Origin of the sequence: Sinomonas sp. ASV486 (genome assembly GCF_030908215.1) — a bacterium.
GTDB lineage: Bacteria > Actinomycetota > Actinomycetes > Actinomycetales > Micrococcaceae > Sinomonas > Sinomonas puerhi.
This window is the reverse complement of sequence record NZ_JAVFJK010000005.1, coordinates 203,713-217,095: the sequence shown is the minus strand read 5'-3', so window position 1 is coordinate 217,095 and position 13,383 is coordinate 203,713. Positions and strand designations below refer to the sequence as shown.

The 13,383-nt window shown below is 69.1% G+C and carries 11 protein-coding genes; 6 read left to right on the top strand and 5 right to left on the bottom strand.

The window, feature by feature from the left end; genetic code table 11:
* Positions 1-4: 4 nt before the first annotated feature.
* The 4 genes from RBS60_RS09295 to RBS60_RS09280 all read right to left on the bottom strand — a co-directional run bounded on the left by RBS60_RS09295 (position 5) and on the right by RBS60_RS09280 (position 3,499).
* The gene (locus tag RBS60_RS09295) at positions 5-787 is read right to left on the bottom strand and encodes a protein phosphatase 2C domain-containing protein (protein ID WP_307957270.1); all 783 of its coding nucleotides are present in this window, start codon (positions 785-787) and stop codon (positions 5-7) included.
* Between the two features lie 102 nt (positions 788-889).
* Complete coding sequence (locus tag RBS60_RS09290; protein ID WP_307957269.1) at positions 890-2,032, bottom strand: adenylate/guanylate cyclase domain-containing protein; 1,143 nt, start codon at positions 2,030-2,032, stop codon at positions 890-892.
* Positions 2,032-2,556 (bottom strand): PH domain-containing protein, encoded by a 525-nt coding sequence (locus RBS60_RS09285; protein ID WP_307957268.1) that lies wholly within the window; start codon positions 2,554-2,556, stop codon positions 2,032-2,034. Before RBS60_RS09285 ends, RBS60_RS09290 begins: the two co-directional genes overlap by 1 nt.
* A 52-nt stretch (positions 2,557-2,608) precedes the next feature.
* A complete protein-coding gene (locus tag RBS60_RS09280) occupies positions 2,609-3,499 on the bottom strand; it encodes a biotin--[acetyl-CoA-carboxylase] ligase (RefSeq protein ID WP_307957267.1) in 891 nt (296 codons plus the stop codon).
* Between the two features lie 269 nt (positions 3,500-3,768).
* Between RBS60_RS09280 and RBS60_RS09275 the strand changes: the two genes are divergently transcribed.
* From RBS60_RS09275 to RBS60_RS09250, 6 genes are all read left to right on the top strand, one after another.
* A complete protein-coding gene (locus tag RBS60_RS09275; RefSeq protein WP_307957266.1) occupies positions 3,769-5,364 on the top strand; it encodes an acyl-CoA carboxylase subunit beta in 1,596 nt (531 codons plus the stop codon).
* Entirely contained in the window at positions 5,361-5,612 is a 252-nt protein-coding gene (locus RBS60_RS09270; protein ID WP_307957265.1) for an acyl-CoA carboxylase subunit epsilon, read from the top strand. The genes RBS60_RS09275 and RBS60_RS09270 overlap by 4 nt, the downstream gene beginning before the upstream one ends.
* A gap of 261 nt (positions 5,613-5,873) precedes the next feature.
* Positions 5,874-7,529 (top strand): DUF885 domain-containing protein, encoded by a 1,656-nt coding sequence (locus RBS60_RS09265; protein ID WP_374049259.1) that lies wholly within the window; start codon positions 5,874-5,876, stop codon positions 7,527-7,529.
* A gap of 160 nt (positions 7,530-7,689) precedes the next feature.
* The gene (locus RBS60_RS09260) at positions 7,690-9,102 is read left to right on the top strand and encodes a dicarboxylate/amino acid:cation symporter (protein WP_307957263.1); all 1,413 of its coding nucleotides are present in this window, start codon (positions 7,690-7,692) and stop codon (positions 9,100-9,102) included.
* Between the two features lie 176 nt (positions 9,103-9,278).
* Positions 9,279-9,890, top strand: coding sequence for a TetR/AcrR family transcriptional regulator (locus RBS60_RS09255; RefSeq protein ID WP_307957262.1), 612 nt, complete (start codon positions 9,279-9,281; stop codon positions 9,888-9,890).
* Between the two features lie 82 nt (positions 9,891-9,972).
* Positions 9,973-12,609, top strand: coding sequence for an MMPL family transporter (locus RBS60_RS09250; protein WP_307957261.1), 2,637 nt, complete (start codon positions 9,973-9,975; stop codon positions 12,607-12,609).
* A gap of 70 nt (positions 12,610-12,679) precedes the next feature.
* On the opposite strand, the gene RBS60_RS09245 is transcribed toward RBS60_RS09250, so the two are convergent.
* Positions 12,680-13,276, bottom strand: coding sequence for a TetR/AcrR family transcriptional regulator (locus RBS60_RS09245; RefSeq protein ID WP_307957260.1), 597 nt, complete (start codon positions 13,274-13,276; stop codon positions 12,680-12,682).
* Positions 13,277-13,383: the final 107 nt, after the last annotated feature.

The following is a 13,383-nucleotide window of genomic DNA, read 5'->3' as shown; positions in this document are numbered from 1 at the left end:
TCGGTCAGCCGATCCCGGTCGACGGCGACGAAGGGCCGACGTCGTGGGCGTCGACGACGATGACCGTCACGTTGTCCCGACCGCCGGATCTAATGGCCGCCTCGACGAGGGCCTCGACGGCGTCCTGCGGGTCCTCCCGACCCACCAGCAGGAGCTCGATCTCCGGATCCCGGAGCTCGGAGGTCAGTCCGTCCGAGCAGATGAGGAGCCGGTCCCCATCCTCTACAGGCAAGAGCCAGAAGTCGGCCTCGGCGTCCTCGCCGGTACCAAGCGCCCGCGTGATCACGTGCCGCCGCGGATGGACGAGTGCTTCCTCAGGGGTGATCTGCCCGGAGTCGACGAGCTCGCGCACCTCGGAGTGGTCGACGGTGATCTGCAGGAGCTGGCCGTCCCTGGACACGCGGTAGGTGCGTGAGTCCCCCACATTGGCCACGAGCCAATAGGGAGACGAGGAGATCTCGATGAGCACGGCCCCCGTCAGAGTGGTCCCTGCGCGGGCGCCGGTGGCCCTGCGGATCCGCCAGTCGGCGTGCTCGATGACCTGCTGCACGCCTTGGGCTGTGGCGTGGTGCGTGCCCGGGGCAAGGACCGGAGATTCGATGAGCGTCTGCACGCACAGCCCGCTCGCCACCTCGCCCGCCTCGTGGCCTCCCATGCCGTCCGCGACCATGAACACGGGATCCTGGGCCAAGAACGAGTCCTCGTTGAGCTCACGCCGCAGCCCCCGGTCGGTGCCAAAACCCACCGAGATCCGCACCCCACGCTCACGATCCAGTGCCTTGCCCATCGTCCCAGCCCTCCCCTCGCCGTCTGCCGGACCATCGTGACACACCGACGGCCTCCGCCCGGCGCACCCGGCAGCGACATCCCGCGTCCGCCTCGGGCCGGGTCAGTCGAGCACGATTCCCGGGCCTGCACCGTGGCTGAGCGACACGGGATGGATCTCCCCGAAACCGCGGACCATCTCGGGCTCCTGGGGTTCGAGCACAAAGCGCTCGTCACCTGCGAGGGCCTTGGCCGTGATGTCATCCACGAGGACCTGCCCGGGATCGGCGATCGAGGTAAGGCGTGCCGCAAGGTTCACGGTGGGGCCGTAGATGTCGCCGAGCCGGCTGAGGACCCGCCCCCAGACCATGGCCACACGGCACTCGGGGAGGATCTCGTCGTCCGCGAACTCTTTCGCGAGGGCGAGCGAGATCTGCGCCCCCGCGGCCGGCGTCTCGGCGATGTAGAGCACCTCGTCGCCGATGGTCTTGACCAGCCGGCCGCCGCCCACCGTGATGATCTCCGAGCACCGGTTCTCGAAGCGCTGGACCAGCTGGGCGAGCGTCCGCTCGTTCATCCGCCGGGACAGCGACGTATAGGAGACGAGGTCCGCGAAGCCGACGGCGCGCGCGAGCGGCAGCGGGGCGTCGTCCTCCGTGCCGTCGCGGCCCTCGGCGCTCGATTCGAGGCCCTCCCGGGCCCTCAGCGCAAGCCGCTGGACGCCGGCGGTCAGCTGCCGCCGCCACGAGTACACGAGCATCTCTTCAAGAGGCTCGATGAGGGTCGGGATGCGGTCCAGGAGGGCGACGCGTGCCTCGGCGTCGGTCATGCCCTCTGAGGAGATCATGTCCTCGACGAGCGCCTCGACCTGCCACACGACCATGCGGTCGGTCATCTGGCCGATGGCCCTCGTGACCGAGATGGCCGCCTCCTCGGTGAGGACGCCCTCGCGCACGAGCGCCGGCATGACCTTGAGGTGTTCGAGGTCGGTCCGGGTGAACGCGAGATCGTCGTCGGTGAAGTTCGGCATGCCCAGCGCGCGCCACAGCTTGCGCGCCGAGTAGAGGGAGAGGCCGACCGCGGAGGCCACCTCACGGCGCTTGAGCGTGCGGTCGCCTCCGAGCAGGAGGAGCTCGAGGTCCTTGGACGAGCCACGCCGGGCGGGCACCGGGGCCAGCGCCGCCGCGGGGGCCGCGAGGGCGCCGGGACCTTCGTCGGAGAGATCCTCGGCGGACTCCACGTCGGAATCCTCGATCGGCTCGTCCATCAGTCCTCCCTCAGTTCCCACGGAAGCGACTCGTCGCCGACGTCAGTGATCTCATTGCCCGGCCCCCACTCGTCGTCGGGCAGCTCCTCGATGGCGTCGAGGACAAACTGGCTGAAGCGCCGCGCTTCCGGGACATCGGCGAACGTGAGCTGCGCAGACTGGCCCGAGGTCAAGATTATCGTTCCGGACCTGAACATCCCCTGCACGAAACCTTGGCGGACGTTGACATCCCGCACGAGGGACAGCGGCATCTCGCGGTCCTGGCGGGTAAGGCCCCGCTCACGCCTGAGCACGCGCCGGCTCGTGAGCACGTAGCTCACGGAGCGCCACACGAACAGCTCGCGCAGGCAGTATCCAAGCAGGATCCACACAGCAAGGGCCGCCGGGGCGAGCTCGAACCACACCCGCGACGCGGGCGGGAGCCAGGGGAACGCCTGCTCGAGGTGGCCGCGTGAGAGCCAGCCGGCCGCGAAGGCTCCCGCGCCGCTGACGGCGACGAGCACGACGGCGGGCAGCAGGAGCATCCTTCCGTGCCGCCGTGTCCTGACGATGAGCTGCTCCCCAGGGGACAGGACCCTACGCATAGCCGCCGTCGGCGGGGCGCAGGTGGACCACATCCCCTGCTGCGACCGAGTGGCGCGAGCCGTCCTCCTCGACGACGCGCAGGGCGCCGTGGCTGTCCAGCCCGGTCGCGCGGCCCACGAGCGTCTGGCCGCCTGGCAGCTCGACCCGGACGCGCTTGCCGAGCGTGATCGTCGCGTCCTCCACCTGGCCCCACAGACCGCGGCCGCCCGACAGAGGCACTTCCGGGTCGCCGTCGGCCTCGCAGAACTCCCGGTACCGCCGCGCGAAGGCGGAGAGGTACGCGGTGAGGATGTCCTCCCGCCGCACCTCCCGGCCGCACGCGAGCAGCATGCTCGTCGCGGTGGGCACGGGCAGCTCCTCCTCGGTCTGGGCCACGTTGATCCCCGTTCCGAGGACGACGGCGGGCGGGGCGCCGTTCGCTCCCGGCGCAAGCTGGGCGAGGATTCCGGAGATCTTCCGGCCCTGCACGATCACGTCATTGGGCCATTTGAGGCAGGCCTCGATGCCGGCCAGCACCGCGAGCGCCTCACGGAGCGCGAGGGCGGCGAGGGGCGAAAACCACGAATAGCCCTGGGTGGGCAGGGGCCGGCCGTCGCGGTTGTGCGGCCGCAGCACGATGGAGACGGCAACCGACTCCCCCACCGGTGAGTCCCACGCACGGTGGAGGCGCCCTCGGCCTGCGGACTGGTGCTCCGCCACGAGGACGGAGAGGTCGCCCCAGCCCGCGGGGTCCGTCGTGGCCCGGCGCACGAGTTCGGCATTGGTCGAGTCGATCTCGTCGACGACGTCGAGCCGGGACAGACCGGCCTCTCGCACCAGGTCCGGGCCCAGAACCGTCCTGTCGAGGGGGCCGCGGGGCTCTGGCTGCGCGTGATCGTCCATGGATGCATGGTACCGATGCCGCCCGGCCGGGTCAGGGCTGTACGTCCCGGCGGTCCCAAGGAAATGAAGAAGGACAAGAATTTGCGGTCGCGACGGCGGGCGCGCGACGCGCCGTCGTGCACCGCGCCCCTGAGCACCGGCGGAAATTGTAGGGTTCCTACAGACGCCTGCCACGCCTGCCTCACTAGACTGAGGTGACGTCTCCGCCGATTGTGCGGAACCTACGAAAGCCACCACGGGTGAGCACGGACCGACAAGCTGGAGTGAGTGTGACCCACGACCTGACCACGACCGCAGGCAAGATCGCGGACTTCCGCGACCGGCGGGCGGCGTCGCTCGCACCCTCGGGGCAGGAGGCGATCGAGAAGCAGCACGCCCGCGGCAAGAACACGGCCCGCGAGCGCATCGACATGCTCCTCGACGAGGGCTCGTTCGTCGAGCTCGACGCGCTGGCCGTGCATCGCTCCACCGCGTTCGGCATGGAGAAGAAGAAGCCGCTCGGGGATGGGCTGGTCTCTGGCTACGGCACCGTGGACGGCCGCCCGGTCGCCGTCTACAGCCAGGACTTCTCCGTCTACGGCGGCTCGCTCAGCCAGGTCAACGGCGAGAAGATCGTCAAGGTCCAGGAGTTCGCGCTCCGCAACGGCTTCCCCGTCGTCGGCATCCTCGACGGCGGCGGCGCGCGCATCCAGGAGGGCGTCGCGTCCTTGGCGATGTTCGCGGACATCTTCCGCAACAACGTCCATGCCTCCGGCGTCATACCCCAGATCTCCCTCATCATGGGCCCGTCCGCCGGGGGCGCGGCGTACTCCCCCGCCCTGACCGACTACATCGTGATGGTGGACAAGACGAGCCACATGTTCATCACCGGTCCGGACGTCATCAAGACCGTCACGGGCGAGGAGGTGGATATGGAGACGCTAGGCGGCGCGCGCCAGCACAACGCCACGACCGGCACCGCGACGTACCTCGCCTCCGACGAGTCGGACGCCATCGAGTTCGTCCGCGAGCTCCTCGACTTCCTCCCATCGAACAACCTGGTCGAGGCGCCGGTGCTGGATGCCGACCAGGAGCTCGAGGAGACCGACGACGACGCTACGCTCGACGCGCTCGTTCCGGACTCAGCGACGCAGGGCTACGACATGCGCGCCGTGATTGCGGGGATCGTCGACGACGGCAACTTCCTCGAGATGCAGGCCCTCTACGCGCCGAACGTCATGATCGGCTACGGGCGCATGGAGGGCCACACCGTGGGCATCGTCGCGAACCAGCCGATCCAGTTCGCCGGGACGCTGGACATCGCGGCCTCGGAAAAGGCCGCGCGGTTTGTGCGCCACTGCGACGCGTTCAACATCCCGATCATCACGCTCGTGGACGTCCCGGGGTTCCTGCCGGGCAAGGACCAAGAGTTCCAGGGGATCATCCGGCGCGGGGCCAAGCTCCTGTACGCCTACGCCGAGGCCACGGTCCCCAAGCTCACCGTGATCTGCCGCAAGGCCTACGGCGGCGCGTACATCGTCATGGGCTCGAAGAAGCTCGGGGCGGATCTGAACTTCGCGTGGCCCACCGCTCAGATCGGCGTCATGGGAGCCCAGGGCGCCGTGAACATCCTGTACCGCCGCGAGCTGGCGGCGGTCGCGGCCGAGCCCGGAGCAGCAGCCGGCGACGTCGATGCGAAGCGCGCCGAGCTCATCCGGGACTACGAGGAGGAGCTCCTCAACCCCTACCAGGCCGCCGAGCTCGGGTACATCGATGCCGTCATCGCCCCCTCGGAGACCCGGGTCCAACTGCTCCGCGGGCTCCGCGCTCTGCGCGACAAGCACGCGTCGATGCCCGCCAAGAAGCACGGGAACATCCCGCTGTGAGCACTGGTCCGGTTCCCACCGCGCCGTCCGCTTCCGAGGCGTCCCTCGGCGAGGAGGCTCCGCTGCTCTTCGCCGTCACGAAGGGGCACCCGACGCCGGAGGAGCTCGCCGCGCTGACCGCAGTGATCGCGGCGGTCAGCGCGCCACCGGCGCAGGAGGAGGCCGCCGCGCCGACCCGCCGCGAGCGCATCCGCCAGGCGACGCTGCGCCCGCGGCACATGATCGCCCAGCGCCGCGGCCGGCAGTAAGCCCAATGTGGGGTCATCTCCCCACGATGCGGGGTCACCCGTCTCGAGTGGCGAATGCCTCTTCCAGAGACGCGACCCCGCATCCCAGAGAGCTGACCCCTCTTCGGTGAGACATGACTCCGCAACGCTATTGCGCGGGACGGATGTGCACGGGTTCTTTCAGATGTCGGTGCTGCGCGCTAGGCTCGTCACGTGACGCAGAACACTGACGAGAACACTCAGACCAGCACGACCCACCGCGAGCCCACCGCCGTCGACGGGATCGCGAACGAGTTCACCGCGAAGCTCCTCGAACTCGAACCGGCCCTCGCCACCGAACTCGGCTACCCGGGCCACGAGACCGAGTACCCGGACTACTCCCCCGCCGGCCTCAACGCGCTCCTGTCGCTCGCCAGGGACACCCTCGCCGGGCTCGAGTCGGCGACTCCCACAGACGGGATCGACGAGGTCACCGTGGACGCGATGCGTGAGCGGCTCGGCCTCGAGGTCGAGCGTCACGAGAGCGGCTGGGTCGCGGCGGAGCTGAACAACATCGATTCCCCCGCCCAGCACATCCGCGCGACCTTCGACCTCATGCCCACCGACACCTCAGAGCAGTGGGGCCATATTGCCGGCCGCGCGGCCAACGTGCCGGCCGCAATCGAGGGCTACATCGCCTCGCTGCGCTCGGCCGCCGCGGACGGCAAGGTCGCGGCAGCGCGGCAGGTGCAGGCAGTGATCGGCCAGTGCCGCAAGTACGGCGCCGAAGAGGGCGGCTTCTTCGCGCAGCTGGCCAAGGATGCGAAGCTCGACGGCGGCGCTCCCCTCCCCGACGACGTCGCCTCTGCCGTCTCGGACGGCTGCGCCGCAGCATCCGCCGCCTACCTCAGGCTCGCCGACTTCCTTGAGGAAGAGCTCCTCCCCCAGGCACCTCAGCAGGACGCCGTGGGACGCGAGCGCTACATCCTCGCGTCGCGCCGGTTCCTCGGCGCCACCGTGGACCTCGAGGAGACCTACGCGTGGGGCGTGGCCGAGCTGGACCGCATCATCGCCGAGCAGGAGGCGGTGGCCGAGCAGATCAAGCCCGGCGCCACGATCGCCGAGGCCAAGGCGATCCTGAACGCCGACCCGGAGCGCCAGCTCAAGGGAACCGACGCTCTCAAGGCATGGATGCAGGGCCTCTCCGACCGGGCCGTGGCGGGTCTCGCGGGCACGCACTTCGAGATCGCCGAGCCCATGCTCAAGCTCGAGTGCATGATCGCTCCGACCCAGGACGGCGGCATCTACTACACCGCGCCGTCGGACGACTTCTCACGGCCCGGCCGCATGTGGTGGTCCGTACCCGAGGGCGAGGACACGTTCACCACATGGGCCGAGACCAGCACCGTCTACCACGAAGGAGTCCCCGGCCATCACCTCCAGTGCGCCACCGCGGTCTACCGCCGCGAGCTCCTCAACAACTGGCGCCGGAACATCTGCTGGGTCTCCGGCCACGGCGAGGGCTGGGCCCTCTACGCGGAGCGTCTCATGGACGAGCTCGGCTACCTCTCCGACCCGGGAGACCGCATGGGCATGCTCGACGGCCAGCGGATGCGCGCGGCACGCGTCGTCTTCGACATCGGAGTGCACCTCGGCCTCGAGATTCCCGAGCGCTGGGGCTCCGGGACGTGGACGCCTGAGAAGGGCTACGACTTCCTGAAGCAGAACCTCGACATCTCCGAGGGGCAGCTCGACTTCGAGTACCACCGTTACCTCGGCTGGCCTGGCCAAGCGCCGTCGTACAAGATCGGCCAGCGGCTCTGGGAGCAGATCCGCGCGGAGCTCAAGGCAGAGGCCGAGGCGGAGGGCCGCGAGTTCGACGTCAAGGCGTTCCACATGCGGGCACTGAACCTCGGCTCCGTAGGCCTGGACACGCTGCGGCGAGCCCTTGTGGGCTGAGCGGGTGACATATCCCATAGACGAGCGCGGAATAGCGTAACAAAAGTGGCGTGACGGCGCGGATTATCGGCCTAAGCCTCGAATCCGCGCCGTCACACTCAACGTCACACTGCGAAACACAAGCTATCTGTGCTAGGAGCCTTCGCCCTACGGTAGCTCGGTGAGCACCTCTACCAGCACCCAGCGCGCAGAGCGCCGACTTCCGAAGTGGGCCACCTCATTCGGCCCACAGATCATCGCCGCCCTCGTCATCGGCCTCGCCCTCGGCCTCCTCGCCAAGTACACCGGCAGCACGAAGGCGCATCCGAACGGCCTCGGCGCGACCCTCGCCATGATCGGCAGCAGCTATGTGAGCCTCCTGCAGACCGCTGTGGTCCCCCTCATCTTCACAGCAGTCGTCAGCTCGATCGCCAACCTGCGCCAGGTCTCCAACGCCGCGAAGCTCGCGTGGAACACGCTCCTGTGGTTCGCGATCACCGCGTTCATCGCCGTCATGATCGGCATCGGCCTCGGCGTGTTCTTCCAGCCGGGTGCCAACACCGGCATCACGCAGCAGGCCACGTACGCCGGCAAGACCGGTGACTGGTGGGCGTTCCTCGTCGGCCTGTTCCCGAAGAACTTCCTCGGCCTGTCGGCTAGTTCCGCGGTTGCCGACGGCGGCACCGTCACCACGAGCGTGAGCTTCAACGTGCTGCAGATCCTCGTCATCGCCATCGCCGTAGGGGTCGCCGCCCTCAAGATCGGTGCGAAGGCGGAGCCCTTCCTGACCTTCAACCGGTCGGCCCTCGAGATCATCCAGAAGGTGCTGTGGTGGATCATCCGCCTGGCCCCTCTGGGAACCATCGGCCTCATCGGCAACGCGGTCGCCGTCTACGGCTGGGACACGATCGGCGCCTTGGGCAAGTTCTCCGTCGCGATCTACGCCGGGCTCGTCCTCGTGCTCTTCGTGGTCTACCCGATCCTCGTCAAGTCGCACGGGCTCTCGGTCAAGCAGTACTTCACCGGGGTCTGGCCCGCGGTCCAGCTCGGCTTCGTCTCCCGCTCCTCGATCGGAACGCTGCCGCTCACACAGCGCGTCACCGAGCGCAACCTCGGGGTCCCCTCCGGCTACGCGTCCTTCGCCGTGCCCCTCGGCGCGACCACCAAGATGGACGGCTGCGCGGCGGTCTACCCCGCGGTCGCAGCGATCTTCGTGGCCCAGTTCTTCGGCATCCCGCTGGACTTCAGCCAGTACCTCCTGATCGTGCTCGTCTCAGTCCTCGGCTCGGCCGCGACGGCCGGCACCACGGGCGCCGTCGTCATGCTGACCCTCACGCTCTCGACCCTCGGCCTCCCGCTGGCCGGCGTGGGCCTGCTGCTCGCGATCGACCCGATCCTGGACATGGGCCGCACGGCCGTCAACGTCGCGGGCCAGGCACTCGTTCCGGCAATCGTCGCCAAGCGCCAGGGCATCCTCGATCTGGACCTCTACAACGCCCCGCGCCACGGGGACCCGTTCAACGACGATTCGGCCACTGGGTCGGATTCGGCGGAGGGACACGCGCACGACGGCGAGCTGGCTGCCTCACACTGACCACCCGCCCCCGACGGGGGTCACCTCGTTCGCGCAGCAGCCACTCATGACGCCGCACCTGGGCATGCCGCATTCCCCTCGGAGACAGCGGTAGGTCCGGGTGCGGCGTTGTCTGATTGAGAGAAACCGCGCGCAAAAATTTGCCCTGAGTGCAAAGTTGCACCTAGTGTAAATACGTGACCACAGAAACCCCGTCCCGCCGTGAGCAGAACAAGGCCGCCACCCGGGAGTCGATCATCGGAGCCGGGCTCTCGCTCGCAACCGCGCGCGGGCTCGGCGGGTTCACGGTCGAGGAACTCGCCGACGCGGCTGGCGTCTCCCGTCGCACCTTCTTCAACTACTTCAGCAGCGTCGAAGAGGCCATTGCCGCGCCCACCTTCGGCTTCCTCGACACGGCGCTCGGCAAGCTGACGAGCCGCCCGGCGGACGAGGCACTCCTCGACTCGGCCCTGCACGTGCTCACCGGCCTCGCGGACAACGACCTCATCGCGCCCATGGCCCAGTCCTTCCTCCTGGCCGTGGGCCACGACCCGGTGACCCGCTACCAGCTCCAGGCGTTCGACGAATGCGGCGAGAAGATCGCAGCTGCCATCCGCGCCCGTGAACCCGCGCTCGGCGACCTGTACGTCGCGGCCCTGTCCGCAAGCGTCATCGCGTGCGGGAAATCCGCACTCGAGGTCTGGCTCGCCGAGCGCTCCGGCGACCTCTCGCCGTCGTCCCTCGCCAGACTCCGCACCCTCCTCCGCGAAGCGATCACCCACCTCAGGGCCGGCTTCGCCATGCCCTGAGCCCGCTGAACCGTTCCGCACCGGCTGAGCCTTCCGTCCCCACCCCTTCCGCCCTTCCGTCCCACCCCAGAGAGAGACCCTCATGGCTTCGCTCCTCTACCGCCTCGGGCGGTTCGCCTACGACCGCAGGTGGCTCGTCATAGCCCTCTGGCTCGTGATCATCGCGGCCGTCGGAGGCTCTGCCGCCGCGTTCCACGGCACCACGACCAACACGTTCCAGATCCCCGGCACCGAGACGCAGCGGATGCTCGACAAGCTCAAGGCGGACCTGCCGTCCGCCGCGGGCGGCAACGCGACGCTCGTCTTCGAATCCCCCGATGCCCCCTTCACGGACGCGCAGAAGAAGCAACTGAGCGCCGCGCTGGAGAAGATCAAGGGGCTCGACGGCGTACAGAGCGTCACCGACCCGTTCGCGACCCAGGCGCAGCTCGACAGCGCCAGCGCGCAGATCGCCGACGGCGAGAAGCAGCTCGCCGCGGCGCAGGCCCAGCTCGACGCCGGCAAGCCCCAGCTCGATGCCGCCAAGGCCCAGCTCGACCAGACGAAGGCACAGCTCGATGCCGGGCAGGCGCAGCTTGACGCCCAGAAGCAGGCCCTCGCGGCCCAGGGAATGTCGGCCGCCGCGATCGCCCAAGCGACCGCCTCCGCGCAGGCACAGCTCGATGCCGGGCGCGCCCAGTACGACGCCGGCAAGGCCCAGTACGACGCCGGCGCGAAGAAGGCGGCAGACGGTGCCGCGACGATCGCCCAGAAGAAGCAGGAGCTTGCCCTCGGCCAGCGTCAGGCGGATGCCTCGGCAGGCCTGAGGTTCGTCTCCTCCGATCATCGCGCGGCCATTGCCCCGGTACAGTTCACGAAGTCCACCGACAGCCTCCCGACCTCGCTCCGCACGCAGATCCAGGACATCGCCTCGAGCGTTGACGGAGTGCAGGGGCACGCGAGCAAGGAGCTCACCCAGGACATCAACCAGATCTTCGGGGCAGGCGAGACCATCGGCGTGACCGTCGCGGCACTCGTGCTCGTCGTCATGCTCGGCGCGTTCGTCGCGGCCGGCCTGCCACTCGTCATGGCGCTCGTCGGCGTGGCAGTTGGCGTTGGCGGGACCATAGCCCTCACCGGCGTGATCGAGATGAGCTCCGTGACGCCGATGCTGGGCCTCATGCTCGGCCTGGCCGTTGGCATCGACTATTCGCTGTTCATCCTCAACCGGCACCGCAACCAGCTGCTCGGCGGCATGGATCCCCGCCAGTCCGTCGCACTCGCGATCGGTACGTCCGGCACTGCCGTCGTATTCGCCGGCCTCACCGTGGTCATCGCACTCGTCGCCCTCGTGGTGCCCGGGCTGCCGTTCCTCGCGGTCATGGGCGTGGCCGCCGCGGCGACGGTCGCAGTGGCCGTGATCATCGCCGTCACACTGCTTCCAGCACTCCTGAGCCTCGTCGGGAAGCACATCATCTCCAAGCGGCGCTGGGCCAAGGCTGCCCGGGAGAACACCCAGCCCGGGCACGGGGTCGTGGAGGCGCGCGAGGACCTCGCCAAGTCCAACCGCGGCTGGGGCGCGTGGGTCACGCGGCACCCGTGGATCGCCGTCGTCGCCTCGGTGATCCTGCTGGGCGTGCTCACGCTCCCGGCGTCCCAGCTGCACCTCGCGCTCCCGGATGGCGGCGCGGACCCCGTGGACTCCACGTCCTTCAAGGCCTACGACGCCACGGGCAAGTACTTCGGCGCAGGCATGACGGGGCCCATCGTCGTGGTCGGCGAACTCCCGGCGGGCCTCGACGACGCGGCGGCGAAGGTCAAGCAGCTCGACGTCGCGGACCAGCTCCGCGCCGTGCCGGGCGTGGTCGCCGCCGTCCCGCTCGCGCTGAGCCCGGACCATCACACAGCCGTGTTCCGCGTGATCCCCACTGAGGGCCCCGCCAGCGCGAGCACCGTCCAGGTGGTCCACGACCTGCGGTCCCAGGGCAGTGCGATCCAGTCCCGTACCGGGGTCTCGATCGGCCTCACGGGCCAGACCGCGGCCAACGTCGACGTGACGTCCAAGATCGCGGACGCGCTCCCGGTCTACCTCGCGATCGTCGTCGGCCTCTCGTTCCTCCTGCTGCTGCTCGTGTTCCGTTCGCTTCTCGTGCCGATTCTCGCCACGGCTGGATTCCTGCTCTCGCTCGGCGCGGCGTTCGGCTCAGTCGTCGCCGTGTACCAGTGGGGCTGGCTCGGCCCGGTCTTCGACATCACCCATCCGGGTCCGATCCTGAGCTTCATGCCGATCCTGCTCATAGGCATCCTGTTCGGCCTCGCGATGGACTACCAGGTGTTCATCACTTCGGGCATCCGGGAGTCGTACGCGCACGGCCAGGAGGCGCACCTCGCCATCCGGACCGGGTTCCACCACGCGGCGCGGGTCATCACGGCCGCCGCCATCATCATGGTGAGCGTGTTCGCGGGCTTCATCTTCAGCCACCTCACGATGGTCCGGCCGCTCGGCTTCGGGCTGGCCCTAGGCGTGCTCCTGGACGCTTTCGTGGTGCGCATGACGCTCGTGCCCGCCATCATGCGCCTCTTCGGCAAGGCGGCGTGGTGGCTGCCGCGCTGGCTTGACCGCATCCTGCCCGACCTCGACATCGAAGGCGCCAAGCTCGAGCGCGCGACGGCGGCGCCTCATGGGGCGCATGTCGACGGCGGGGGCCAACCGGAGCCTGCGGCGGACAGCGTGCGCTGACCCGCACCGCGCCCATCGGCTGCTGTACTGTCCCGGGACAGTAGAGCAGCCGATGGGGTCAGCGCGTGCCTTACGGTGTCCAGCCTCTCCGCATCGTGTCGATTCCGTCGTGCATCAGCCGGTGCAGGTCCCCCGGAACAATCGCGGGGATCTGGCCCACGGCGCTCAGCCGGCTCAGCCCGTGGATGAGCCCCCACGCGGCGGCGCAGCGCCTCAGGAGCTCGCCAGGATCGATCCCCGGCGGCTGGCAGGCGGACACGGCCTCCTGCATCACTCGCCAATAGTGGATCGCGGCGCGCTGCAGGTCCGGATGGTCGGACTTGGCAACGAGCGGCCCGAAGGCCAGGTCGTGAAGGTTCGGCTCGTCGGTTGCGAAGCCGTGGTAGGCGTCCACGAGCGCATGGAGACGTTCGACGGCGCCCGGCCCGGCGGCGTCGACCGCCGCCCGCGCGCGCTGGGCCGCGGCCTCCAGACCGACGCCGGCCACGGCCGCAAGGAATCCGCGCTTGCCGCCAAGGTGAACATACGGCGCCTGATGGCTCACGCCGGCGGCACGTGCGATCTCGCGGATGCTGAGACGATCGGGCGGGGTGTGCTCGAGCGCCGTCAGGGCGAGTCCGATGAGCCGGGAGTCCAGCCCACCGACGCTGCTGGCATCAGGTTGCATCGAGGTGCCCATCCTCTCTGGTTGACACTGTCAAGTCCCAAGAGGATCATCTTACCCACACCCCCAGTTGACACTGTCAAGGTCGTGATCCACGATGCAATCCCGAA